Consider the following 24920-nt stretch of genomic DNA (forward strand, 5'->3'; position numbering starts at 1 on the left):
TAACTAGGCGGCCAGCCGAAGTACATCCAAATTAACTCTTACCCTCCTCCTATAAAGTCCCCTTTGGGGATTTAGGGGGTTTAAAAAACGAACCAACCGCCTTTGCGTGACAACGTAAAGGAGCAGGTTGGAGAGTCCATTTTTAAATGCTTTAAATAGAAAGGAGAACAAACAAATGCTACATTTAAATGATTTAACTATGAATAAAGAAGATGTTAGTTTATCTTTTCATGCTCTTAAAACATTTAATTCAATTAAAAGAGGTATTTTTAATAAAGAACAAATTAAAGCTTTTGAGAATAATTTATTTTTTGTTAAGACTACTGATTTCGGTCAAGGTTGTTTTTCTAAGTTTATGTCTTTGCATTTATATCGTCTTATAAATTATATGCAAGAATCTCGTTTAAAAAAACTTATCAACCAAAAAATAGCTTTTATTCAACAAGAATTACAAGATTTAAATGAATCTAATGATTGGAATTATTTTTTTGATAATCAATATATTTTAACTAATTTTGATTATTTTTATAAATTGGCTAATATTATTTATGAAGAAAAAGAAATTCAAGAAAAGATAGAATTTATTAGATTACATATGAGACCTATGCCTGATAAATATTATTCATATTTAAGAAATAATCCTAAGAAAGTTAAAAAACTTTATCAATTTATTTGTTTAATGTGTACTGAAAATAAAAATGAATTAACATCAATTGATATTGAAAGTAAAGTTAAAGATATTATAAAAAATATTCGTCAAAGTAAAAATAATGCTCGTTATAAAGCTATTTATAATTTTGCTTCTGAAAAAGAAATTAGTTGGCTAACACTTACTTTGGCTCATCATAATAATGATGGTACTATTTCTAATGATGTTAAAGATTTAGATAAAGCTAAAAAATTAGTTGTCAAATTTATTTCAAAATTACGTTATCAATATAAAAAATATTTAATTAAACAAAAACTAAAGAAACATATTGTTAATAAATATTTAACTAAATTTAAATATTTTTTTGCTTCTCAATTACAATTTAAAGGTGTTTGGCATTTTCATATTATGTTTAATATTGATTTATTAAGTATTTTCGGATACACTAATAAAATGATGTGTCAAAGAAAAGGAATAATAAATAATTCAGAATTTTTAGAATCACAAGAATATTACGTTGAAAATAAAGCTAAATATAATTCTAATAATGGTTGGTTTGAAAAAGAAAATAAAAATTTAATTATTCCTAATGTTTTTAAATTATGGGCTGATATTGTACGTGATAATTTACCTAATTTAAAATTATTAAATCCTCGTTCTCAAAATTTACAGATATTTTATAAATGTAAATTAAATAATACTAAAAAAATTGAAATTAAGGAATGTAAACAATTAGCAACCATCATTAATAAAAATGTTGCTGAAATTACTTCTGAATATGTTAGTAAATATGATGCTGGTTTGAGTGAACGAGAAATTAAAAAAACCATTGCATTAAAGAAAAATTATTTAACTGGGAAAAAGTTATTTCAATTTTCTTATAATTGTCAAAAATTATCTATTACTAAAAATATCAAATATTTTCCATTTGATCTTCATTATGATGATTATAAAATAACTGGATTTTACTTATCAAATATTTTAAAATTTGGTAAAAATCATATTTTGTATGATTTATTAAGAAATAATGTTTTAAAAACACTTAATAAAAAAGCAGTAAAAGTTCCAGGAAAAGATTTTCCTGAGGATAAAAATATTACTTTTGAAGCGTTAGATTTTGATAAAAACCAAGATAAATATATGTTTGAATATAATTCAAATAAAGGTAAATTATCATGTTTTTATGGTACTATTTTTTATGCAAAAACTTTATTTAAAAATTTTTTAACTAGTAATACATATATTAATTTATGTAATAAATTAAATAAATTATTTAATTTGTCTAAATTATCAGTTTTAAAACCTTTAAATAATTATTTAGAAAATCAAAGAACTTTTACTTGTTTTAATCAATATATTAATCCTTATTTATCTTATCCTTAATAATAAAATATAACATTTATTCTGTTTAATCCAATTTATGTTATTAAAAAAAAGAAAGATAAAGGTATATTTTAATTTTAATTTTGTTTTTAAAATTAAAAAAACTCATTTAAATTTGTATTTTTCAATTAAATCTTTTTTAACTTTTACCCTTTTTTGATAAGGGTTTTTCTTGTAGATTTTTATTTTTTTACGTTTTATAAATATAAAAATATGTTATAATAATAATATAAATAATAAAAATTAGATATTTCTAAGAAAAAAGTAAATTTCAATTCAAATAATTTTAATCCTTTATTTTCTTAGTTATTATCAGAAATTATCACCTACCCCCCCTTGAAGGCGCAAGCGGTTCATTAGGATTCGAAAACAAAGAATTACAACATGAAATCAAAAAACTAAAAGAGCAATTGAGAACCGAACAACTTGCCCACAAAGCAATGAAAAAGCAATTAGGTGACCAAACCCTTAGATTAGAAGAAGACAAATCAACCCTAACCACCAAAGCCGAAAAACTAAAAACCAAAACCTCCAAATGGGACAAAGGTGTAGAAAGAACAGGTGCAGTAGTAAACACAGTTATTTTAACGAAATCAGGAGCCATAATGGGAGCTTCATTAGGCTCTGCCATTTTACCTGGTGTCAGTACGATTATTGGCGGAGGCATAGGTGTTTTAATTAGTGGTGCCACATCTGTTGCATCAAAATGGGACACATACAAACAATGGCTTGGATGGTAACAATAATGCATATTCTTGCATTATTGTTCTATTTATGTTAAAATAAAAGTAAGTTAAAAAAAGGAAATTTAAGATAGAATGTAATTATTTAAGATATTAACTATTGTATTTTTTTTGGGTATCATTTTTGGCTCAATCCCTTTATGGATTTGGTTTATTCAAAAACGAGAAAATACAAATAGGATTAAAAAAGTCAATATAAAGACGGGTTTGATTATTTATTATGTCATGATGTCTGTTTCAGTTGTTGGATTTGGAGTATTTTTATTTTTAGATAATAAATATGATATAACCAAATCAAAACCTAAAATCTACGAAATTACCTCAACTAAAATAGAAACCCAAGAGGATCGGTTTCAAACAAAAAGCGGTGCAAAATACACATATAATGAAAATAATTTACAAAAAAATAATAATAAAAGTTGGCTATTAACCGATATCGCGCAAGAAGGTGTTCCGATGATTAAAAGAACTTACACCTTCTACGGACTCAACGGCCTAGGACGCGGTCACCACCGCGAACACGAACCCGCCGACCTCGCCCTATTTGTAAAAAACCCATTTAACAAATGGTACGATGAGGGTATGCGAGTAGATGAGTTTGATGGTTTCTACACAAAGAAAAACACAATGATTCACAATTTGGTGGGGGCAATGGTGTTCGTATAGATCCATCAAATCATTACATAAAACTCAAATACGAAGGCCCCAAACACCTACTCGAAGAAGATAAGGACTTTTTCATGGATGAAGTAAACTGCACCTCAAACGAAAGAAGTCCTGAAGGCGTTTTGAAAAGCAAAACCTACTACCTCCACTTCAACCCCAAACAAGCCTAAATCACCCTCTACACCCAAAAACACAACATAAAATAAATAAAAAACAGAAAAGAGAGAAAAATGTTAATTTTTAGATTAAAAAAACAATTATATTTATTAATAATAGTTCTATTTACTTTTTTAGGATTATTTTTTATCACCAATAATCATCAAGTAATGGCAATGGAAAAAAATAAACCCCTTCAAACGATTTATAACATTGAAACCAAAAATGTTAGAAAAAATCCAAATAAACCCATAAAAATTAGTTATTATGTTAAAGATAAAAATTTATCATTAGAAGATATGGCGAAAAACATAAATATAATAAATAAATTAAAATAATCCCAATTAAAAAAACAATTTAATATATATTTAATACAAATATTAACAACCCCCAAAACCAACAATACCCCTAAAACACATTATTTCATCCCTTAATGACATTTTACATAATTATTTGGTTACTAACTAATCCAGATTCTGCTGTTTGTGTTAATGCAGTTAAAGATGGCATAGTAGATGGTTTTATTACTGATACTCCAGTTGCTCAAGGTATTGCTAATAGTGATACAACAGGCGAACTTACCACTTTAGAATTTGTAGATAATGAATTTGCAGAACCTGCCTTTGAGCCTTTTGGTTTTTTCATTAGACAAGCAAAACACAATCCTAAAGTATCAGAAGAAAAATTCCAACAAGCTGTTAAAGCTGTTTATGAAAGTTCTGATCAGTCAGAACAAACAAAATATTATAATGAGAATTTTTTAAAACCAGCTACCCAAGATTATATACAAATAAAACAATCAAATAATTCTAATGGTGATAAAAAAACTGAAATTACTTTTTGGCAAAAAGTTTGGAAAACATTACCAACTTATAAAAAACCGTTTGTTTTTTCTTTTATGGTGGCTATTGATAGTGTTATTGTAGGATTTTTAATTACTTTGCTTTTTGTTAAAATTAAGATTTATACAGAAAAACAAAATAAAAACAACAATTCTTTATTAGCTTTTTATCTTTATAAAGGGCTATCTAAATTAATTGATGAGTTATTTATTTTTCTAAATGCTGTTCCTATTATGGTTTAAGCATTTTTATGTTGGAATTTATTATCCTTATTTGGTTATTTAAAAAATCCTCCTTATCCCTTTTTAGCTACTCCTTTTATTACTACTTTATTAGTTATTTCTCTAAATACTATTGCTAATTTAACTAATTTATTCATGCATAATATTAAAATGTTGGATAAAGGACAAATTGAGGCTGCTTATTCATTAGGAATGAATCAAAAACAAGTCTTTAAATATATTTTATTTTAACAAAGATTACAAAGAACTAAACCTTTTGTTTGGCAACAATTTATTCTAAATATTAAAGATACTGCATTATTTTCTGTTGTTGGATTTATGGGCTTTATTTGGCAAGCATATAGAAATAAAGTATTTGATTATGATCAAATTACTCCTTATTTTATTGTAAGTATCATTTATTTATTTTTAGTAAGAATGACAAATTATTTAGATAAAAAAACTAAAAAGAAAATGATATAATAAGAAAAAAGCATTTTTTAACATTTTAATAAATATTTATTTTACTTCTTTTATAAATTAAAATCAAAAAACCACCAAACCACACAACCAACAAAACAATTAACTTTTACTATTAAGAAAGTATTTAAAAATAAGGAGATATTAAAATTGAGAATTATACCTTATGAACTTTATCCTTATGCCTCTGATCTTGCTTTATGTGCTTTAAGAAAAGAATTTGGTATGTATGATCATTGTTTAAATACTTGCAAAAATAATAAAGCTATGCAACCGTTTTTAGATATGAAAAGAAATTATTTTTATTTATCATTTGATTTATGGGTATTAGAGATGCAACAAAGAAAACATTATATTAATAGTTTTCATTTGTTTTATGCCAATAAACATAAATATTGCCTTATTAACACTGATTTTATCTTGATATTGGAGTGTTGTATTCAATGGGAAATAAAAGGATTTATGCCTTACAACACTTCTTTATCTTGGTTTTTGGTGGCATTAAAATGTTTAGAACAACAACAACAAGAAGCCAAATACCAACATAACCCCCACCCCAACTTTGTACCAATTCCATCCACTAATTATTATCTAGATTTTTGTATCTATCAAAAGTTATTATCGTGGTACAAACAAACCTTTATGCAAGCCAACGAAAAAGGAAACCTCAAACCTAAACAACTCAATATGGAAGAAGTAAAAAGCTATTTCCAAACACAATTAAAACGAATATAGACTTTCAAATAGCAACAATCCATCAATGGATTGTTTTTTATTTTTTAAGGTTTTTTATTTGTTTAAAGAAACGCAACGCAACAGTTAGACAACAACAAAACGAAAAAAACGCTTTTAGTGGTTCTCAAAGTTTTATTTAAAAATATACCATCTCCTTTTTGATCTTTTTTTAATAACAAATTTTTCATCGATATCCCAAAACATTTACAAAAAAATATAATTTTGCACAAAATTTAACAAAAGTATTTTTTTACTTGCCAAAACCTAAAATATTTGTTATAATATTATAGTAATTATGTTGTGCGTTTTTGAAGCACAATTTCGACAGACCAAATTTGCCGGAATTCAATCTTAAAACCATCCAAACATCTGCCATTTATTTTAGCAATTATTTTGTCAAATTTCAATTATTTTTTTAATTTTGAAAAAAAAGCAACAAAACATTTGCTATTTGTTTTTTTATGTGATATAATAAAAAAGGTATTGCGATTTTATTTGCTTTGAAAACATTTTTGAAAGCAAAAACAACAACTTTTAATTATTTTTTAATTATTTGTAACTTGCTAAATTGCATATTTTGATTATTTATTCTTAATTTATTTTTTCACAAATTTTTACCAAAACTACCTTAATCTTTGAAAACTGAAGATGATAATTAACGAATATTTTTAATTATTTTTTTAACACCTTAAAATTGACACCAAAAAGCAATTTTTGATGCATCAATTTTGTAACATACGAAGAGTTTGATCCTGGCTCAGGATTAACGCTGGCGGCGTGCCTAATACATGCAAGTCGAACGGAAGTTTAAGCAATTAAACTTTAGTGGCGAACGGGTGAGTAACGCGTAAGCAATCTGCCCCTAAGACGAGGATAACAGTTGGAAACGACTGCTAAGACTGGATAGGAGACAAGAAGGCATCTTCTTGTTTTTAAAAGACCTAGCAATAGGTATGCTTAGGGAGGAGCTTGCGTCACATTAGTTAGTTGGTGGGGTAAAGGCCTACCAAGACTATGATGTGTAGCCGGGCTGAGAGGTTGAACGGCCACATTGGGACTGAGACACGGCCCAAACTCCTACGGGAGGCAGCAGTAGGGAATTTTCGGCAATGGAGGAAACTCTGACCGAGCAACGCCGCGTGAACGATGAAGTATTTCGGTACGTAAAGTTCTTTTATTAGGGAAGAATAAATGATGGAAAAATCATTCTGACGGTACCTAATGAATAAGCCCCGGCTAACTATGTGCCAGCAGCCGCGGTAATACATAGGGGGCAAGCGTTATCCGGAATTATTGGGCGTAAAGGGTGCGTAGGCGGTTAAATAAGTTTATGGTCTAAGTGCAATGCTCAACATTGTGATGCTATAAAAACTGTTTAGCTAGAGTAAGATAGAGGCAAGTGGAATTCCATGTGTAGTGGTAAAATGCGTAAATATATGGAGGAACACCAGTAGCGAAGGCGGCTTGCTGGGTCTTTACTGACGCTGAGGCACGAAAGCGTGGGGAGCAAACAGGATTAGATACCCTGGTAGTCCACGCCGTAAACGATGAGTACTAAACGTTGGGTAAAACCAGTGTTGAAGTTAACACATTAAGTACTCCGCCTGAGTAGTACGTACGCAAGTATGAAACTTAAAGGAATTGACGGGACTCCGCACAAGCGGTGGATCATGTTGTTTAATTCGAAGGTACCCGAAAAACCTCACCAGGTCTTGACATGCTTCTGCAAAGCTGTAGAAACACAGTGGAGGTTATCAGTTGCACAGGTGGTGCATGGTTGTCGTCAGCTCGTGTCGTGAGATGTTGGGTTAAGTCCCGCAACGAGCGCAACCCTTATTGTTAGTTACCAGCACGTAATGGTGGGGACTTTAGCAAGACTGCCAGTGATAAATTGGAGGAAGGTGGGGACGACGTCAAATCATCATGCCCCTTATGACCTGGGCTACAAACGTGATACAATGGCTGTTACAAAGGGTAGCTGAAGCGCAAGTTTTTGGCGAATCTCAAAAAAACAGTCTCAGTTCGGATTGAAGTCTGCAACTCGACTTCATGAAGTTGGAATCGCTAGTAATCGCGAATCAGCATGTCGCGGTGAATACGTTCTCGGGGTTTGTACACACCGCCCGTCAAACCACGAAAGTTGGCAATACCCAAAGCCGGCGGCCTAACTTCGCAAGAAGAGGGAACCGTCTAAGGTAGGGTCGATGATTGGGGTTAAGTCGTAACAAGGTATCCCTACCGGAAGGTGGGGATGGATCACCTCCTTTCTAAGGAAACAATTATCATCTTCAGTTTTGAGAGACTTAAGAAAGTTTTTCATTGTAACTTGCTTACAAATTGTATTTGCAACATTTTAATCTTTTTAAGATTAAGGGCCTATAGCTCAGTTGGTTAGAGCACACGCCTGATAAGCGTGAGGTCGGTGGTTCAAGTCCATTTAGGCCCACCATAACCACAAATAGGCAAAATCTTAAAAAAGCTCTTTGAAAAGTAGATAAACGAAGGTTAAAAAATTAAAGGAACTAAGGGCGCACAGTGGATGCCTTGGCACTAAGAGCCGATGAAGGACGCAATTAACGGCGAAACGCCACGGGAAGCTGTAAATAAGTGAAGATCCGTGGGTCTCCGAATGGGAAAACCCATTACATTGAAGATGTAATATTCTTCTAATACGATTTATCTTGTTAGAAGAAAGGAAACGCGGTGAACTGAAATATCTAAGTAACCGCAGGAAAAGAAAGTAATAACGATTCTGGTAGTAGTGACGAGCGAACCCGGAACAGCCTGATACCATTTCTAGTTACAAAATTTTAACGAAGTAGAAGCTTTTGGAAAGAAGCACCAAAGAAGGTGACAGTCCCGTAAACGTAAGTTAAAATCTAGGGTATCAATAAGTACGGCGAGACACGAGAAATCTTGTCGGAAGATGGGAGGACCATCTCCTAAGGCTAAATACTTCTTAGTGACCGATAGTGAACTAGTACCGTGAGGGAAAGGTGAAAAGAACCCCGAAAGGGGAGTGAAATAGATCCTGAAACTGTGTGCCTACAATTAGTCAAAGCACGTTAATGTGTGATGGCTTGCCTTTTGCAGAATGAACCGGCGAGTTATGATATGGAGCAAGGTTAAGTTTTAAGGAACGGAGCCGTAGCGAAAGCGAGTCTTAATAGGGCGTTTAGTTGCATGTCATAGACCCGAAACTGAAGTGAGCTAGCCATGAGCAGGTTGAAGTTTAGGTAAAACTAAATGGAGGACCGAACCAGGACACGTTGAAAAGTGTTTGGATGACTTGTGGCTAGGGGTGAAATTCCAATCGAACTCAGAGATAGCTGGTTCTCCCCGAAATAGCTTTAGGGCTAGCGTTGATTTAGTAATTTGGTGAAGGTAGAGCACTGAATGAGTAAGGGCTCCACCTCGGGGTACCGAACTCAATCAAACTCCGAATGTTACCAAATAAAATCAGCAGTCAGACTGTGGGTGATAAGGTCCATGGTCAAAAGGGAAAGAGCCCAGACCGTCAGCTAAGGTCCCAAAATTGATGTTAAGTGGCAAAGGAAGTGAAGACGTTTAAACAACTAGGAGGTTGGCTTAGAAGCAGCCATCCTTTAAAGAGTGCGTAATAGCTCACTAGTCGAATGACTCTGCGCCGAAAATGTACCGGGGCTAAAACATCATACCGAAGCTACGGATTGAAATAACTTCTTAGTTATTTGAATGGTAGGGGAAGCGTTCTGACATCAGTGAAGCCATAGCGGAAGCAGTGGTGGAGAGGTCAGAAGTGAGAATGCCGGTGTAAGTAACGAAAAGATAGGTGAGAATCCTATCCGTCAAAAACCCAAGGTTTCCAGGGCCAGGTTCGTCCTCCCTGGGTTAGTCGGGTCCTAAGGTGAGGGAGAAATCCGTAATCGATGGCAAGCAGGCTGAGATTCCTGCACTAGTTAATCAACTGACGGAGGGACAAAGCAGGCTAAACACGCCCCTTATTGGATTGGGGTAGAAAAACTAAGTCTGAGAAGACAGGCAAATCCATTTTCTCATTTAAAGACAAGGTTTGAAAGTAAAGTGATTGATGTCATACTTTCAAGAAAAGCTTCTAGGGCTAATTGATTAACTACCCGTACCGCAAACCGACACAGGTGGGTAGGTAGAGTATACTAAGACGCGCGAGCAAACTCTTGTTAAGGAACTCGGCAAAATTACTCCGTAACTTAGGGATAAGGAGAGCTTTTATTAAAACTAAAAGCCGCAGAGAATAGGCCCAAGCGACTGTTTATCAAAAACATAGGTCTCTGCTAAACCGCAAGGTGATGTATAGGGGCTGATGCCTGCCCGGTGCTGGAAGATTAAAAGGAGATGTCAGGCAACGAAGCATTGAATTGAAGTCCCAGTAAACGGCGGCCGTAACTATAACGGTCCTAAGGTAGCGAAATTCCTTGTCGGGTAAGTTCCGACCCGCACGAAAGGCATAACGATTTGGGCGCTGTCTCAACAAGAGCCTCGGTGAAATCAAATTACCGGTGAAAATGCCGGTTACCCGCGACAGGACGAAAAGACCCCATGGAGCTTTACTGCAACTTAATATTGAAATTGGAAATAAGATGTACAGGATAGGTGGGAAACTGTGAGAGAAAAACGCTAGTTTTTCTGGAGTTGTCCTTGGGATACCACCCTTGTTATTTTTAGTTTCTAACCTGCACATGTGTAATGTGAGGGACAGTGTTTGGTGGGCAGTTTGACTGGGGCGGTCGCCTCCTAAAGAGTAACGGAGGCGTTCGAAGGTTCCCTCAAAATGGTTGGAAATCATTTGTAGAGCATAAAGGCACAAGGGAGCTTGACTGCAAGACTTACAAGTCGAGCAGGGACGAAAGTCGGACTTAGTGATCTTACGGTACCGAATGGAAGGGCCGTGACTCAACGGATAAAAGCTACCCTGGGGATAACAGGCTTATCGCTTCCAAGCGTTCACAGCGACGAAGCGGTTTGGCACCTCGATGTCGGCTCATCGCATCCTGGAGCTGGAGAAGGTTCCAAGGGTTGGGCTGTTCGCCCATTAAAGCGGAACGCGAGCTGGGTTCAGAACGTCGTGAGACAGTTCGGTCTCTATCCGTCGTGGGCGTTGGAAATTTGAAAGGAACTGTCCCTAGTATGAGAAGACCGGGATGGATATACCGCTGGTGTTTCAGTTGGTTCGCCAGAGCCACAGCTGAGTAGCTATGTATAGAAGGGATAAACACTGAAAGCATCTAAGTGTGAAGCCTCCCTTAAGATGAGATTTCCCTATGAGGTCCCTGAAAGACTATCAGGTTGATAGGCTAGAGGTGTAAGAAGAGTGATCTTTTCAGCTGACTAGTACTAATAGACCCATTGACTTTGATTTTTTAAATACCAACGTTTATCTAGTTTTGAAAGATCCTTGGTGCATAAAACTAAGGGGCAACACCTGTTCCCGTCCCGAACACAGCAGTTAAGTCCTTAGTACTGACAATAGTTCTTTATTGAGTGAAGATAGGGAGTGCCAAGGTTTGTTTTATAAAAAAGAATAAAAAAGAGGATTAGCTCAGTTGGGAGAGCGTCTGCCTTACAAGCAGAATGTCGGGGGTTCAAGTCCCTCATCCTCTACCAAACAATTACTATCTTTTTTATTCTTTTTTTATAGAAAAACAATAATTTTATTGCCAAAATAGCTCAATAGGTAGAGCAACTGATTTGTAATCAGTAGGTTACGGGTTCGATTCCTGTTTTTGGCACCACTTTATTGTCCCGTTAGCTCAGCTGGTAGAGCACTTGACTTTTAATCAAGGTGTCGAAGGTTCGACTCCTTCACGGGATACCATTTTTTATTAATCTTTCTTTTTCTTTTTTTTATTTTTATACAAAATAAGAAAAATGTTTATATGTTTGCCTGGATGGTGGAATCGGTAGACACGTGGGACTTAAAATCCCATGGTTTATAGCCGTGTCGGTTCAAGTCCGACTCCAGGTACCATTTTGGGGCTTTAGCTCAGCTGGAAGAGCATCTGTCTTGCACACAGAAGGTCAGCGGTTCGATCCCGCTAAGCTCCACCATAAAAACATTAAAATTAATATATTAATCTTAAAATGATGGCGGTGTAGCTCAGCTGGCGAGAGTGTACGGTTCATACCCGTGAGGTCGAGGGTTCGAATCCCTCTGCCGCTACCATGGACCTGTAGCTCAGCTGGTCAGAGCTACCGGCTCATAACCGGTTGGTCGTAGGTTCGAATCCTACCGGGTCCACCATTTTTTTTGGAGGAATACCCAAGTCCGGTTGAAGGGGTCAGTCTTGAAAACTGAGAGGTCCGAAAGGACGCGGGGGTTCGAATCCCTCTTCCTCCGCCATCAATTAAATATTATACCGCGGGGTAGAGCAGTTTGGTAGCTCGTCGGGCTCATAATCCGAAGGTCATAGGTTCGAATCCTATCCCCGCAACCAAAATTGGTCCGGTGGTGTAGTGGTTAACATGCTTGCCTGTCACGCAGGAGATCGCGGGTTCAAGTCCCGTCCGGACCGCCATAGGCTCTGTAGCTCAGTCGGTAGAGCAGTGGCCTGAAGAGCCTCGTGTCGACAGTTCGATTCTGTCCGGAGCCACCATATTATTTTCTGATTTTATTTTTTTAACTATATCTTTCTTAAGCCAAATAAACAAATGAGTAGCCCCAAAAAGGCTACTTTTATCTTTTTATATTGTTCTTTTATTAAATATTATAACTATTTTAAAATTATTTCCATATGAGACTACAGAATATAAAATTAAAACCACCTTTTGGGGTGGTTTTTTTATTAATATAAATTATAAATACAACTTAAAATTAACATTCGTATACATTTTTGATTTGTTCCAAATGTCCTAAAAGTTCATTTTTTATTTTATCTATTTGTTTGATTGTTTTTTCTATTATTTCTTTAGTCTTAGGTTCTTTGGTTTGTTTTTCTAAATTTTCCAAATATGAAGGAAAATCTTGTAGATAAAAAAGCAGATCATTTTTACTTCTCATATAATATGGATTTGCATTCAGGACAAAACTAAAATTATTAATTTCTTCTTGCTTTTGTATTAGAAAGTTATATAAATGTTTACATATAGTTTCGGTTTTACACATCATTACAAAAAAATTATTAGTGGCAAAAATAGGTTCATTGTGATAACAAATATTTTTTTGTTTTCCTCCTCTTGTAATTGTTACGCTATAAGAGCCTGTATTATATTTATTACAATATTCCTTTTTTGTCCTTTTCCTCCATGGGTCCATAAGTATTTGCCAGATGGTTCAGGTTTTTGATGTTCTCCGTGAATATTTTAATTTTAAAATATTTTTGCAAAGAAATGTTACTTAAAAAAACATTTAATATATTGTTCAAAAAAAATTCTAAATCTTTGGTTTTAATATTTTTACCTTTTTTATTTAAGTTTTTTAAATTTTTTAATGCCTTTTTTATTTTTTTGTAATAATTTATATAAAGTTTGATATTCTAAATCTTTTATATTTTTTGTATTTATAATAAAACAATTACTCAATGCCCAAAAAGGTTTTTCGTGATAATGAACATATCCGCTATCTCTTCCTATGGTTATAGTTCCTGCGTTTTGATTTGCTCTTTCACTTTTACCTTTTGAATATGTTTTTTTATTTTCTCCCATTGTTGGGTATTTACCATTTGGACTTTTAGGAGGTTTTTTCTCTCCAGAATCAATTTTTATGAATTTATTTTTTTTATATTTTTTTTATTAGAAGACATTTTTTACCTCTCTTTTATGATTGAACTTTTTATAAATATATCTACATTATTAAATATTTTATCTTTTTTATCTTTGTTTTATTAAAGCAAAATATTTAATAATATTTATATACTTTTTTAAATTACACTTTCACTATTAATATTATATAAACAAATGGAAAAATAAAATTATGTTTTTGCACATAATTTTATTTTCTATCACTTATTTTTTCTATTTTTTTCAATAACAAAGAAACTAATAACACCAAAACTAAATAAACAAAGACAGGCACTATTAAAGCCAATATTTTTGCATTTGCACTTGCAACAGATGCGTTTACTGTGCTTCCTGCATTATAAAGTTCATTTATGCCAATAACTCCAAAAACACTACTATCTTTGATATTAACAATAAATTCATTAGAAATTCTTAATAAAGATTTACGAACAACTTGGGGACAAACAACCTTTTTAAAGGTTTGTGTTTGTGTCATCCCCAAAGATAATGATGCTTCAATTTGTCCAGAGTCAAAAAATTCCATATTTTTAATCATAACTTCAGCAAGATAAGCAGCTGAGTTAAAAATAATTACAAATAAACCAGATTGCAATGGAGTTAACCATTTAAAATAACCAGTTTCTTTGAGTCCGAAATGAAAAAACATTGCTTGCAACATCATAGGAATACTTTTAATAATAAAAATATAAACATTAATGCTTTTATCAAGTATTTTAAAGAAATATTGTTTTTTTAAACTCATTTTTGTATGTTTATTAAGAGTTATGATTCCTTTAATATAAAGCACACATAAAGATACTATAAAAGCTCCTATGGTACCAAAGAAAGCAATTTTAAATGTGGTTTCAAAGCCTTCTTTATATAATGGATAATATATTTTTAATAATCTTTGTAATAAATTAAACCAATTAAAAATATTTGACATTATTATAAATTAGCATTTTCATCTTTTGCATATTGAATAGCTTTTAATTTTAATGCTTGAGTTGTTTGGTTATCTTGTGTAAAATGTAGTTCTTCTAATGCTTTATTGACCTCTTTTGTTAATTTTTCATTTTCTTTTTTGATTGCTATATGTGATTGTTTGGTGTTTTGGAAAGTTTGGCATTCTTCTTTTGTAAGTTGAGGGTTTGAGTCATAATATTCTTGGATTTTGTCCATTAATTGGTTATCGATGTTTGGAACTGATTTTGCTAATTTTGGATTTTTTGATATAAATAATTCTGCAAAATCAGATTCTAAAATATAACCATCAATTGTTTTTGCTAGCAATCCTAAATTAAAAGCATTTAAATCTTGTAATTCTTGAGGATGATCGCTTATCATTTTTGCTTTTTTTTTGTGTGCAGAATCTTTTTGGTAAGCTATTTTTTTTTCTTTTAAATCTGCAAGATTGTTTACTTCTAAATCTTTGTGTAAGATAACTTTAACTGATCCAAAATGATAAGGTTCTGAAAAAGCAACTGTTTCTTCTCTTTCAGGGGTTTTGGTATGTCCTGCAATAACTAAATCTACTTCATTACTTGTTAAAGCATTAAATAATCCATCAAAATCTATTTTTTTAATAATTAATTTTTTACTTAACTTTTTAGCTAATTTTTTAGCAATTGCTACATTATAACCACAAGCAAATCCATTTTTTTTTCCTTGAATAGGGTGTATTTGTTCTTTGTATTGTTCGTTGTTTCCCATAGTAACCCATTCTAAAGGAGCGTATTCCAGTTCCATTCCTACTACTAAATCGCCATTTAATGCAATTTCTTCGGTTGGGGTGGTTTGAGTAGTTGTTTTATCTTTTGTTAGTTGCCGCCATACAATTCCTCCTATTATGCCTAAAATTACAAAAGCACCAACAAATAAACTAATAATTAAATTTTTATTCTGTTTCATTTTATTACCTCTTTTGGGATTATATTTTTTATTAATAAAAGTTTTTGTAATTAAAAAAATTATACTTATAATATTTATTTAGTCAATTATAAAATTATCACTTTTGTTATTTACTCGTTTTTATTAAAATGCCTTATTTAATATTTTTTTTGATTATAGTTTTTCTTTTTGGCTTGCCTATTTTAAATTTATTATTTTTGAATCATTTGTATTTATTAAAAGAAGCATCTTTGAGAAAAGTTTTTAATTTATCACTTTGAGGGTTGTTAAGGATTTGTTGTGGAGTTCCTTCTTCTAAAATTATGCCATCTGCCATAAAAACAATTCTATCAGAAATTTTTTGAGCAAATGCAATTTCATGAGTTACTAAAATAATAGTTATTTTTTCATGAGTTAAATTAGTCATAATATCAAGAACTTCTTTAGTTAATTGTGGATCCAAAGAAGCGGTAGGTTCATCAAATAAAATTATTTCTGGATTCATACATAAGGCTCTTGCAATTGCAACCCGTTGTTTTTGTCCTCCTGAAAGTGTTTGAATGCTTTGAGATGCTACATCTAAGAGTCCTACTTTTTGTATTTTTTCGCGTGCTATTGTTTGTGCTTCTTCTTTGCTTTTTTTAAACACTTCTATGAGTGCCAAAGTGCAATTATTCAAGACATTTTTGTGGGCAAATAAATTGAAATGTTGAAAAACCATGCCAATTTTTTTTCTTAAATTATACACATTATATTTTGGATTTAAGATATTTGTGCCTTCAAATAAAATAGTGCCAAAATCAGGTTCTTCCAATAAATTAAGACATCTTAAAAGAGAGGATTTACCAGCTCCTGAAGGCCCTATTAAAGTAATAATTTCGTTTTGTTTGATTTTTAAATTAATGTCTTTTAAAACAACTTTAGTTCCATATTTTTTTTGGAGATTTGTAATTTCGATGATATTATGCATTTTTATTACCTAATTTGGTTTCTAATTTTTTTAAAAGATAAGAAGAGATGAAAATTAAAATTATATATATTAAAGATGCGTTGATTAAAAAACCAAAATTATTTGATGTTCTATAATTGTTTTTGCTAAAAGTAAAAATATCTACAACTGTAATTACATAAAAAACAGAAATATCTTTGATATTTAGAATAAATTCATTGATAATTCGTAGTAAAGATTGATGGATTACTTGAGGACATATAACGCGTTTAAAAGCTTGCTTGCGAGTCATTCCTAAAGCTAGGGATGCCTCAATTTGACCAGGGTCAAAAAAGGACATATTTTTAATCATAAATTCTGCTAACATAGCGCAAGAATTAAAAATAAGGATAAATAGTGCGACTTGAAAAGGTTCTAACCATTCAAAATAACCAGTTCTTCTAAGTCCATAAAAAACAAGCATTGCTTGTAACATCATAGGGACACTTTTAACAAAAAAGATATAAAAATATAAGATAATATCTATTGTTTTGTAAAAATATCTCTCATAAAATCTTATCCGTTTCTTTTTTCTGATTCCTTTGATATAAAGGAGCCATAAAGATAACAAAAAAGCCCCTAATGTTCCTAAAAAAGCAAGGCTTATAGTATTACAAATTACATTCCAATATGAGGGTAGATTATTTATAAATAAATTATAGCAGTTTTTCATAGGATCGTTCCACAGTTTCTTCCTTTTTTTGTATATTTAATTGTATTTTTTTGATATAATTTTATACAATTTTACTTAAATTATTTGTTATTTTCTTTGGTTTTGATGTAAGATAATAAATTTCATAATATTTTTTAAAATTCACTTTGTGAATTAGTTAATTTAATAGTTATTGAATTTATTAATGTTTTTCAAAAGAAAAAATATTTCATTTAAGTTTTAATGTCTTTATTATAACACATTATTTGTTTGGTTATGGTGTTTTTTTACATAATTATTGTTTTTTGATATTTTTGTGAAATGAAATTGATAAAATAAAAACCATTTACGGGAATGCCGTAAATGGTTGTTTTCAATAATTTAATTTATAATTTTAATATTTTTTTATTAAGTTGTAGTTGGCCAAAGATTCTTTATTGCATCTTGTATCCAACTTGCAAAAAGTTTATCACTTAATTGTTCTACTAAAGGAAGACAAGATTCATCTACATTGGCTAAAAGTATTTTAGCTTCTTTAAAAATCGTTGTTAATATACTTATTAAACTTGCTTTTGTATTATTATCATCATATGTGCATGCATCAAAACTTTCTACTTCTACATCTTCCCAATAATCAACTCCTAGAACGCTAGAATATAGAAACTCTATAAGTGTTCCAACTTCAGATTGAGATTTAGGATTTTTGATTTTTAAATATAATTTTGTTTTGTAAGCCACGTAAGAACATGATAATGATGTTTTTGTATTTAAAGAATCTTGAACGCTTTGAAATAAATCATAATTTACTACCTCTAATTTTGGTCCTTGTGATTGTGGTGATTCAGATACAGGAGTTGTTTTTTCTTTTGGATCTTTTTTGTCATCTGCAAAAGCACTTGGAATAAATGCTGATAAGAAACATGAAATAAACACAAATGTAATTACTATCAAGAAAATTAAATAATTGTTTTTAACTAATTTTTTTAACAATTATAAAACCTCCTAATTAAAATATACAAACTTAAAGTAACTATCATCCTGTAGGTTTATTATATCATACTTTAAATGTTTTGTATCTAAAAAACCGTTTTAAAATGACCTGAATTAATTATTCTTTTAATATTTAATTAATTTTTAATCGAGATTTAGTTTGTTAAAATTGAATAAAATGCAGTGATTTTATTATAATATTACATTTTTTAACTTTAATTTGTGTTATAATTATCATGAGAATAAATACATTTTTTGATGATTCTACAAAGATGATTTTTAAAATTTATTTATTTTCTATTTTTGTATTTGCCTTTTTAATTTTTTAAATTTTATTTCAATGTTAAGTTGGAAATAAAATCATATAAAGAAAGCAGGTGATATATAAATTATGGTAAAACTCAAAAAACATAAAGCAAAACTGTTAATATTTGCTGGCTTTTGGGCTATTTTGCTATTTTTAAATCACAATTATTTAATTTTTGCTGACCAAGATGATGATATTGAAAACGTGATAACTCTAATTGAAACTAAAGAGAATCAAACAGAACAAATAAAAATACAATGTCAAGATTTATTGCAAAAGGGCGAGAAAGATGCCTAATTTCTTAGTAAATTAACCACTTACAACTGCAATTAGTAATGCAGTACAACATATTTTTGGTCTATTTTGTGAAAGCAAGATAGATTATAGCAGAAAATAAAAGCAAAAAAACGAGAAACTGTTTATCGTTTGGATTTGCGAGTTGAAAATAGTCATGGAAAAGCTTTGCAATAAGCCTAAGAGAAAAAAACGGGCAGTAGCTATAAGGAAAAACAGTTGATACCTTATATTTTAGGGCAGTTTATATATTTTTTGCGTATATAAAATTTACTAACACTTATTGATTTAAGTGGCAAGCAAAATTGCTAAACCTAAAACCACCACAACCACATAATTTTTTTATTTTTGTATATTAATCGTGGTTATCTCTCCTAAAACTATTAAGGTAAGAAATTAGAGTAACTTCTATCTTCCTAAAAGTTATTTGCTAAAAGAAAGTTATTTGATAAAAGTATAAAAGCATCTAAAATAAACTTAAGTGTTTAGGCTCAAGGAAAAAGCAGAATCGTAGTAGTCGTAAGAAATTCAAAGCTTAGCTGGAATGCATAAGTGGACTGACTTACCAAGGAATTTGGGAAAACCAAATACAAGGCGAAAGAAGAAATATATTTTATATAAACGCTGTATGCTTGGAAACTTGCTTGTACGGTGTTGTGCGAGGCTCAAAAAAACCTAATTATTAGCTAATAATTAAGGCGTTTTGTTTCTATCGCGATAATTACTCAAATCAAAACTGAAATTAATCAATTAGCAGTTAATAATCAAACAGAAATTCAAAAATATTTAAATGATTCCATTTTTATAAATATCTTAGGTTTAATTAAAAAAAAAGAAGTAGGAGCCCAACAACAAGTAATTGATTATTTGGAACAAATATATATTTGGGTACAAAAATTAAATACAGATGTTAATAGTATTTTAACATCATTTGAAATATTGACAGCAAAAACATTAAAATTTAGAGAAGTTTCTAAAGAGTACGATAATGTTTTAGACAAAATTACAAATATTTTTTCATATATGAAATCAATATCCACATTAAATGATGCAATATATGAACAAGATTCAAAAAGCAGTGTTTCTGATGAATCATCTAATTTAGATGCAAAAGTACAAGAAGCTTTAGAACAATTGGGTGGAATTAAAAAATTAAAAGATCAAAAAGTTCATGTAGATCAATTAAATGCTCAATTTAATATTTTAAAAGATCAAAATCCTTTAACTCCTTCAGGTGGTTCCGGTTCTTCTAATACTTCTGGTGGTGATTCTGATACTTCTCAAAATAATAATTCTAATGTAACCAATAGTTTTTTATTTTTTTTCTTTGTAATATTTATTTTATTATTTGTTGTTTTGATATTGTATTTTATTTTTCAAAATTTTGCAAACACAAAATAACAATTAGTTTTTTAAAATTATAAATATTATTTTTACTAAAATCAAGACTAAATTTCCCAAAATTAAATATTTATGATAATATAAAGACCAACTTCAAAGTTGGTCTTTTTTTATTTTGGGGCTTTTTCAAGGAACAAAACTAGTTTAGTATTTTGTAACAATATAATGGATTTTTTCTGAAATTTCTTCTTTTTCGTTGTATTTATCTATGTAATCAATATCAATGCCGTTTTTAAGATAGTAAGTATGAGAAATCTTTTTTCCAGTTTGAAGGCTATATTTAGCTTCATTGTCTATTTTGTTATTGTCTTGGTAATAAATTATTTTTGTTATTTTTTTAGTATTTTGATCAAGATATATGACACAAAATAAAGTTCCTTGTTGTGTAAAGTGTTTTATTTGGAGGCATTTTTTAGTTTGGGGGTTGTATTTTTCAATGAAATTAATAGTTTTTTGATTGGGGTAAAAAGTAGTTTTTTTGATTAAATTGTTTGTTATTGAATCGTATATATTTATCATTTGGGTATTTTCGTTTGAGTTTGTAACAATTAAATTATTTTCGTTTGAAATTAATTTATTTTGGTTAACTATTTCATTATTATTTTCTTTATTTGGTTTATTTTCTTGGATAATCGGATTTGATAGTTTTGTTGATTCTTTTTTTTGAGTAAATATTTTATCTTTGCGTTCTTTGTTATATAAAATAAAACTACTTAAAAACATTATAATAACCATTAAAATAAGGCACAATATGTGAATTAATTGCCATTTATGCTTTTTTTGTTTGTGTTTGTGTTTGTCTTTGTGTTCTTTTGGAGTTGTTGTTTCTTTTTGGTCTTTTGTGTCTTTTTTTACAAATTTCATAAAATTACTTTTCTTTTTTGTTATAACTTATCAAACCCCATTTATGCTACAACTTATTTATAAAATTATAAATTATAAAATTGCTAAATTGCCAAATTATCATTGCTAAATCTTTAAATCTTAAAACCAAAAGCACAAATCATAGATTACAAATAAGTACTCTTATTATACAACATATATTGTTATTTGCATCAATATTTTTAAAATTACTCAATATTTTAATATTTTAGCAGTTTTTATTTGTAAATTGATGGAAAAATACAAATATTTAAAATAAATAAGCATATTTGTTGTTTTTTTTGATGTTAAAATATAGTTAATTAACAATTTGTTTTTTTTCTTATTTGTTATTTGTTAAAAATTAGATTAAAAATATTATTTGTAATTGTATATTTATAAATTAATAGATATAAGTATATTTATAATTAATTTTATAATTATAATTAATATTTGCAAATTGTTAAGTTATCAATACTTAATATACAACAAAAATAAAAGAAAGGATTTTTTTATGTAAAAGTAATAATTTCACTATATTAATTTACAAACTGGCTTGCATAATATCTAAGTTTTTCCAAATGCTGCAAAAATAGCTAAATTGAGCTTTATAAGTTTTTAAACATTTTAAATTGTTTATCTTTTGGAAACTGATCATCATATTAAAAATTTATTATTTTTACATTTTTACAATAAAAAACAATTTCTTATTTAGGATAAAGAAGAAAGGCAGTTGTTTTAAAAGTGACACAACAAAAACAAAAACAATTATTATGTCTAGTTGTAATTATATCTGGATTTTTATTTGTATTATTAGCTATTCTTATTATTGATCCTTTTGGATGGTTTAAAAAAACAAAAACACTACCTCAAACCCATTTAGAAACTACATATAATCCCCCCCATATCCTTTTGTTGCACCAGAAACATTTAGTCTGGATTATGATAAATTAAATGTAGAACAAACTATTAATAAAGTCAATGATATTTTAGAAGAAACATTATTAGAAGAAAATAATATAAAAATAAGTAAATTAGATAATGAAATAATTAAAAATAACTTTAATGAAATTACTAAAAATAAATTAGAAACTGATTATTTGGAAAGAAAAAGAAAAGATTATATTGAAGATAAACAAGCTCAAAATAAAGAAAAGATAGAGAATTTAACAACAGAAAAGAATCAAAAAGTAAATAATAAAGACGAATTACATAATCAAATAATTCCTTTGAAAAATCAAGAATTAGAAGCAAAAAGCAAAAAAACACAATTAGAAAACAATTTAGAAACTTTAAAAAATAACAATACTACTTTGCAAGGACAAATTACAAATTTGGGAAATCAAATCCAAAACGAACCAAGTTCTACATCACAAAATTACTCAGAAAGCAATTTAGAATAAAGGAATAATAGTGATATTCAAGAACGAATTGGAAATATACAAAGCGCCGTTCAATCTAATCAAATTCAAATCAATAATATTACAAATAACGAACTTCCCCCAATTCAAACTCAAAATTACAAATCTTCAAGAAAACTTAAGTCCTTTAGTGAAAGAACACAAAAATTTAATAGAAGAAATAAAAGAATTAGAATCACAAATAAAATGTTTAAATAAATTTAATAAAAAAATTGAATCTTTTGATATATACCAATATAGCGAAAAACCCCAAAACCATTTTAAAAAATGTCAAACTTGTCAACAATGGAAAAATTGTATAGACAGCGAATTAAAACAACTTTTTATCCTATGGTTAAAAAAGAAAGAGATGCTTTATTATTTCAAGTAACCCTTATTAAAACTAAATATCTTTTATTAGCTATTAAAAAAATAAGTAAATATTACTTTGAATTAAAAAATTTATTAGACTATAAAAAAGAAGAAATAAAAAATAATTGTTTTGCAGACCAAAATTCTATTCTATATTTAGAAAATACTTTTTATCAAACTCAACATCATCTTATTTCTTTAATGTCAATGTTAAAAGGAATTGAAAAAGAAAATAAAGGAAAAAAACTTCTTTTGAATATGATGATTTATTTTCTAAAACAGTTAGATTTTTAAATATAATTGATTCTCTTTCAAAAGATGAATCACTTAAACATCAATTTGAAAAAGAAGAACTAAACCTACAAAGTAAAAACTTGCAAAACGATAAACTCGATAAATTGTTGCAAGACAGAGCAAATGACCGTTATTTAACACCAATTAGAAATCCACAAGAACAAAATGCATTTATAAATAAATTCAAACAAATCTTTATGGATGAAGAATTTCAAGAAGACGAATCTAAACCCGAACCTGCATTTATACAAACTTTTAAAAAAAATCAATTTTTTAATAAAAATAAATCTGAATCTGAACCTGAATTAAATAATTGGGATACTATAAAAAATTCAATCCTAATTGTCAATATCTTAATTTAGATCAATATTGTTTAGAACCTAACACACCCCAAGAAAAAGACAAAAAACCCTATGAAAAATTTATAGAGCTTTTAAGAACTATTTCTTCACAAGGACAATATACATTTGAAATACAAATATAAAGATATAAAAGATATAAAATAAATAGAAAAGAAAAAAACCATGTTAACACAAAATAATCAAGTAAATTTGTTTAAAGAACATTGGCAAAAAGTAGCAGTTGTTGCTTTGGTATTAATAACTGTTGTTTTAGTATTTGCATGTTATCAATCTAATAATAAAATTAATAAATTAGAAAATGATTTAGCTAAATTACAAAAAGCAGAACCAAACGAAACTCAATTATCAAATGAACAAAAAGAAAAACTTTTAGATGAATTTAAAAACCAATTTTTATACCAAACTCCATTTCCAAATCCCAATCCTTTAGAGGAAGTTCAAGGTGAAGTAACTAATTTTTGTAATGAATTTAAAAAACAATTAGAACAAGTTAAAAAGACTGCTAATTGGAATTTTAATAACAACGATTGCTTAACAGGATTAGAAAAAAATCTTGAATGGCTTCAAGAAGTTAATTTACAAAATCATCTAGACCAAGTTACAACTTATATTTTTGAAAGTGCTAGAAAACAATTTGAAAAAGAATACGAAAATATCCCAAATCTTAATACTCTTTCTGCAAATTCAGCAAAAACCACACTTAAAGGTATTATTGGATTAGTAGACAAATTTCAAAAATGTTGTAAATTCAGAGACAACGCTAAAAAGGATTTGGAAGACAAAGCAGAAGTGGATGGCACGAAAGGAAAATATGTATTAACAGGACAACCTAAATATAGCTATGAACAATTACAACAAGGAAGAGGGTATCTAAGAGCTTTTGCAAATATTTTAGATCTATATCTTAATACTAAAACCAAAATCAATCAACTAACTCTTTCCCCTAAAGTTTCTGAATTAGAAAAAAATTTGCAAGAGTTAAACACAAACATTGATACAAAAGTCAAATCTCTTTTTACATACGCAAACGACATAAGAACAGATAAACTTCCTGCAATATTTCAAAATAGAATTTATTAGAAATCCTAAATTAAGAAAGGTATAAATAAATGCAAATAAAAAACAAATATCTTACTTTAAGTTTAATTATTCTAACTTTAGTAACCTTTTTTCTTTAGTGCTTGCTTTGGTTTTAAATCATACTAAAAATGATCATGAAAATCAATTTATAAACGGACCTTTTCCAGATTCTAATTTTCCAGGAAATCCCAAACCAGACAAGAAAGAAAAAAAACCTAAAAAACCTAAAAATCCCAATGAAGACGACGACCAATCCCAAAATAATTCATCCAATGTTTCTGCTATGAACTCCGATTCTTTATCTGGTTTATTATATGTGCTTACTCCTCCAGAATTAATTTTGAAAATTTTAAACCTTATAGTTGTATTTTCGGATTAGAAGAACCCATTCAAAAATTAAAAGAAATAGGGGACCGTTTT

The 24920-nt window shown here is 29.5% G+C and carries 23 protein-coding genes, 12 tRNA genes, 3 rRNA genes and 1 pseudogene; 31 read left to right on the forward strand and 8 right to left on the reverse strand.

Translation table 11 applies throughout. From position 1 onward, the window contains the following. The first annotated feature begins 127 nt into the window (after nt 1–127). The 23 genes and pseudogenes from EXT02_RS00995 to EXT02_RS01095 all read left to right on the forward strand — a co-directional run bounded on the left by EXT02_RS00995 (nt 128) and on the right by EXT02_RS01095 (nt 12486). Nucleotides 128–2032, forward strand: coding sequence for a hypothetical protein (locus tag EXT02_RS00995; protein WP_130427541.1), 1905 nt, complete (start codon nt 128–130; stop codon nt 2030–2032). Nucleotides 2033–2442: 410 nt separating this feature from the next. Next, a complete protein-coding gene (locus tag EXT02_RS01000; protein ID WP_240682827.1) occupies nt 2443–2772 on the forward strand; it encodes a hypothetical protein in 330 nt (109 codons plus the stop codon). A gap of 210 nt (nt 2773–2982) precedes the next feature. Continuing rightward, complete coding sequence (locus EXT02_RS03160) at nt 2983–3441, forward strand: hypothetical protein (RefSeq protein ID WP_320409924.1); 459 nt, start codon at nt 2983–2985, stop codon at nt 3439–3441. 230 nt (nt 3442–3671) lie between these two features. Next, a pseudogene (locus EXT02_RS03150) lies at nt 3672–3764 on the forward strand (SVM family protein); the annotation flags it as partial. A 9-nt stretch (nt 3765–3773) separates the two neighbouring features. Further along, nucleotides 3774–3935 (forward strand): hypothetical protein, encoded by a 162-nt coding sequence (locus tag EXT02_RS03060; protein WP_240682838.1) that lies wholly within the window; start codon nt 3774–3776, stop codon nt 3933–3935. Between the two features lie 95 nt (nt 3936–4030). Next, nucleotides 4031–4681, forward strand: a complete 651-nt coding sequence (locus EXT02_RS01015; RefSeq protein WP_130427543.1) for a hypothetical protein — start codon at nt 4031–4033, stop codon at nt 4679–4681. Between the two features lie 318 nt (nt 4682–4999). Further along, nucleotides 5000–5143, forward strand: a complete 144-nt coding sequence (locus EXT02_RS02920; protein WP_165383240.1) for a hypothetical protein — start codon at nt 5000–5002, stop codon at nt 5141–5143. A gap of 147 nt (nt 5144–5290) precedes the next feature. After that, nucleotides 5291–5875 (forward strand): hypothetical protein, encoded by a 585-nt coding sequence (locus EXT02_RS01020; protein ID WP_130427545.1) that lies wholly within the window; start codon nt 5291–5293, stop codon nt 5873–5875. A 734-nt stretch (nt 5876–6609) separates the two neighbouring features. Then, nucleotides 6610–8142, forward strand: a 16S ribosomal RNA gene (locus EXT02_RS01025). Between the two features lie 105 nt (nt 8143–8247). Then, a tRNA-Ile gene (locus EXT02_RS01030) sits at nt 8248–8324 on the forward strand. A 63-nt stretch (nt 8325–8387) separates the two neighbouring features. Further along, nucleotides 8388–11252, forward strand: a 23S ribosomal RNA gene (locus tag EXT02_RS01035). A 35-nt stretch (nt 11253–11287) separates the two neighbouring features. Beyond that, nucleotides 11288–11396: ribosomal RNA gene (gene rrf, locus EXT02_RS01040) — 5S ribosomal RNA — on the forward strand. Together the 16S, 23S and 5S rRNA genes with 12 tRNA genes alongside form the textbook arrangement of a ribosomal RNA operon. Nucleotides 11397–11421: 25 nt before the next feature. After that, nucleotides 11422–11497 (forward strand) — tRNA-Val (locus tag EXT02_RS01045). A gap of 52 nt (nt 11498–11549) precedes the next feature. Beyond that, nucleotides 11550–11625 (forward strand) — tRNA-Thr (locus EXT02_RS01050). A gap of 7 nt (nt 11626–11632) precedes the next feature. Beyond that, a tRNA-Lys gene (locus tag EXT02_RS01055) sits at nt 11633–11708 on the forward strand. A 67-nt stretch (nt 11709–11775) separates the two neighbouring features. Continuing rightward, nucleotides 11776–11861: transfer RNA gene (locus EXT02_RS01060), tRNA-Leu, on the forward strand. A gap of 4 nt (nt 11862–11865) precedes the next feature. Further along, nucleotides 11866–11941, forward strand: a tRNA-Ala gene (locus EXT02_RS01065). 38 nt (nt 11942–11979) lie between these two features. Continuing rightward, nucleotides 11980–12056, forward strand: a tRNA-Met gene (locus EXT02_RS01070). A gap of 1 nt (nt 12057) precedes the next feature. Further along, nucleotides 12058–12134, forward strand: a tRNA-Ile gene (locus EXT02_RS01075). Between the two features lie 8 nt (nt 12135–12142). Continuing rightward, nucleotides 12143–12233: transfer RNA gene (locus EXT02_RS01080), tRNA-Ser, on the forward strand. A gap of 17 nt (nt 12234–12250) precedes the next feature. Next, nucleotides 12251–12327: transfer RNA gene (locus EXT02_RS01085), tRNA-Met, on the forward strand. Between the two features lie 5 nt (nt 12328–12332). Then, nucleotides 12333–12408: transfer RNA gene (locus EXT02_RS01090), tRNA-Asp, on the forward strand. A gap of 2 nt (nt 12409–12410) precedes the next feature. Continuing rightward, nucleotides 12411–12486: transfer RNA gene (locus EXT02_RS01095), tRNA-Phe, on the forward strand. 218 nt (nt 12487–12704) lie between these two features. Here EXT02_RS01095 and EXT02_RS01100 read toward each other — a convergent pair. The 7 genes from EXT02_RS01100 to EXT02_RS01130 form a co-directional block, all read right to left on the reverse strand. Further along, nucleotides 12705–13145 (reverse strand): hypothetical protein, encoded by a 441-nt coding sequence (locus tag EXT02_RS01100; protein WP_130427547.1) that lies wholly within the window; start codon nt 13143–13145, stop codon nt 12705–12707. A gap of 149 nt (nt 13146–13294) precedes the next feature. Then, entirely contained in the window at nt 13295–13594 is a 300-nt protein-coding gene (locus EXT02_RS01105; RefSeq protein ID WP_320409928.1) for a restriction endonuclease subunit S, read from the reverse strand. A 226-nt stretch (nt 13595–13820) separates the two neighbouring features. Beyond that, nucleotides 13821–14555 (reverse strand): ABC transporter permease subunit, encoded by a 735-nt coding sequence (locus tag EXT02_RS01110; protein WP_130427551.1) that lies wholly within the window; start codon nt 14553–14555, stop codon nt 13821–13823. Nucleotides 14556–14557: 2 nt separating this feature from the next. Continuing rightward, on the reverse strand, nt 14558–15520 hold the full coding sequence (locus EXT02_RS01115; RefSeq protein ID WP_130427553.1) for a transporter substrate-binding domain-containing protein: 963 nt from the start codon (nt 15518–15520) through the stop codon (nt 14558–14560). Between the two features lie 202 nt (nt 15521–15722). Beyond that, nucleotides 15723–16469: an amino acid ABC transporter ATP-binding protein gene (locus EXT02_RS01120; RefSeq protein WP_130427555.1), complete on the reverse strand. Its 747-nt coding sequence runs from the start codon at nt 16467–16469 to the stop codon at nt 15723–15725. Continuing rightward, entirely contained in the window at nt 16462–17160 is a 699-nt protein-coding gene (locus EXT02_RS01125; RefSeq protein WP_130427557.1) for an ABC transporter permease subunit, read from the reverse strand. Before EXT02_RS01125 ends, EXT02_RS01120 begins: the two co-directional genes overlap by 8 nt. Nucleotides 17161–17547: 387 nt before the next feature. Continuing rightward, nucleotides 17548–18129, reverse strand: a complete 582-nt coding sequence (locus tag EXT02_RS01130) for a hypothetical protein (RefSeq protein WP_130427559.1) — start codon at nt 18127–18129, stop codon at nt 17548–17550. A gap of 391 nt (nt 18130–18520) precedes the next feature. On the opposite strand from EXT02_RS01130, the gene EXT02_RS01135 reads away from it, so the two are divergent. Then, entirely contained in the window at nt 18521–18733 is a 213-nt protein-coding gene (locus EXT02_RS01135) for a hypothetical protein (protein WP_011160837.1), read from the forward strand. Between the two features lie 864 nt (nt 18734–19597). Then, complete coding sequence (locus EXT02_RS01140) at nt 19598–20131, forward strand: hypothetical protein (RefSeq protein ID WP_130427561.1); 534 nt, start codon at nt 19598–19600, stop codon at nt 20129–20131. A 144-nt stretch (nt 20132–20275) separates the two neighbouring features. On the opposite strand, the gene EXT02_RS01145 is transcribed toward EXT02_RS01140, so the two are convergent. Further along, the gene (locus EXT02_RS01145; RefSeq protein WP_240682828.1) at nt 20276–20995 is read right to left on the reverse strand and encodes a DUF2963 domain-containing protein; all 720 of its coding nucleotides are present in this window, start codon (nt 20993–20995) and stop codon (nt 20276–20278) included. Between the two features lie 741 nt (nt 20996–21736). Between EXT02_RS01145 and EXT02_RS01150 the strand changes: the two genes are divergently transcribed. The 6 genes from EXT02_RS01150 to EXT02_RS01175 all read left to right on the forward strand — a co-directional run bounded on the left by EXT02_RS01150 (nt 21737) and on the right by EXT02_RS01175 (nt 24879). Beyond that, nucleotides 21737–21946 (forward strand): hypothetical protein, encoded by a 210-nt coding sequence (locus EXT02_RS01150; RefSeq protein WP_130427563.1) that lies wholly within the window; start codon nt 21737–21739, stop codon nt 21944–21946. A 146-nt stretch (nt 21947–22092) separates the two neighbouring features. Continuing rightward, a complete protein-coding gene (locus EXT02_RS01155; RefSeq protein WP_130427565.1) occupies nt 22093–22395 on the forward strand; it encodes a hypothetical protein in 303 nt (100 codons plus the stop codon). A 303-nt stretch (nt 22396–22698) separates the two neighbouring features. Further along, nucleotides 22699–23058, forward strand: a complete 360-nt coding sequence (locus tag EXT02_RS01160) for a hypothetical protein (protein ID WP_165383241.1) — start codon at nt 22699–22701, stop codon at nt 23056–23058. 80 nt (nt 23059–23138) lie between these two features. Further along, complete coding sequence (locus tag EXT02_RS01165) at nt 23139–23420, forward strand: hypothetical protein (RefSeq protein WP_130427569.1); 282 nt, start codon at nt 23139–23141, stop codon at nt 23418–23420. A gap of 162 nt (nt 23421–23582) precedes the next feature. Next, entirely contained in the window at nt 23583–24500 is a 918-nt protein-coding gene (locus EXT02_RS01170; RefSeq protein WP_130427571.1) for a hypothetical protein, read from the forward strand. A 97-nt stretch (nt 24501–24597) separates the two neighbouring features. After that, the gene (locus EXT02_RS01175; protein WP_130427573.1) at nt 24598–24879 is read left to right on the forward strand and encodes a hypothetical protein; all 282 of its coding nucleotides are present in this window, start codon (nt 24598–24600) and stop codon (nt 24877–24879) included. The last annotated feature ends 41 nt before the right edge of the window (nt 24880–24920 follow it).

This window comes from 'Catharanthus roseus' aster yellows phytoplasma (assembly GCF_004214875.1).
Classification (GTDB): Bacteria; Bacillota_I; Bacilli_A; order Acholeplasmatales; family Acholeplasmataceae; genus Phytoplasma; species Phytoplasma asteris.

What these genes read in the sequence shown, in the direction of transcription:
- EXT02_RS01100 (WP_130427547.1), bottom strand. Translation starts at nt 13,145, where the DNA reads ATGGACCCATGGAGGAAAAGGACAAAAAAGGAATATTGTAATAAATAT.
- EXT02_RS03060 (WP_240682838.1), top strand. Translation starts at nt 3,774, where the DNA reads ATGGAAAAAAATAAACCCCTTCAAACGATTTATAACATTGAAACCAAA.
- EXT02_RS01125 (WP_130427557.1), bottom strand. Translation starts at nt 17,160, where the DNA reads ATGAAAAACTGCTATAATTTATTTATAAATAATCTACCCTCATATTGG.
- EXT02_RS01135 (WP_011160837.1), top strand. Translation starts at nt 18,521, where the DNA reads ATGGTAAAACTCAAAAAACATAAAGCAAAACTGTTAATATTTGCTGGC.
- EXT02_RS01015 (WP_130427543.1), top strand. Translation starts at nt 4,031, where the DNA reads ATGACATTTTACATAATTATTTGGTTACTAACTAATCCAGATTCTGCT.
- EXT02_RS01145 (WP_240682828.1), bottom strand. Translation starts at nt 20,995, where the DNA reads ATGAAATTTGTAAAAAAAGACACAAAAGACCAAAAAGAAACAACAACT.
- EXT02_RS01120 (WP_130427555.1), bottom strand. Translation starts at nt 16,469, where the DNA reads ATGCATAATATCATCGAAATTACAAATCTCCAAAAAAAATATGGAACT.
- EXT02_RS02920 (WP_165383240.1), top strand. Translation starts at nt 5,000, where the DNA reads ATGGGCTTTATTTGGCAAGCATATAGAAATAAAGTATTTGATTATGAT.
- EXT02_RS01160 (WP_165383241.1), top strand. Translation starts at nt 22,699, where the DNA reads ATGGAAAAATTGTATAGACAGCGAATTAAAACAACTTTTTATCCTATG.
- EXT02_RS01110 (WP_130427551.1), bottom strand. Translation starts at nt 14,555, where the DNA reads ATGTCAAATATTTTTAATTGGTTTAATTTATTACAAAGATTATTAAAA.
- EXT02_RS01170 (WP_130427571.1), top strand. Translation starts at nt 23,583, where the DNA reads ATGTTAACACAAAATAATCAAGTAAATTTGTTTAAAGAACATTGGCAA.
- EXT02_RS01115 (WP_130427553.1), bottom strand. Translation starts at nt 15,520, where the DNA reads ATGAAACAGAATAAAAATTTAATTATTAGTTTATTTGTTGGTGCTTTT.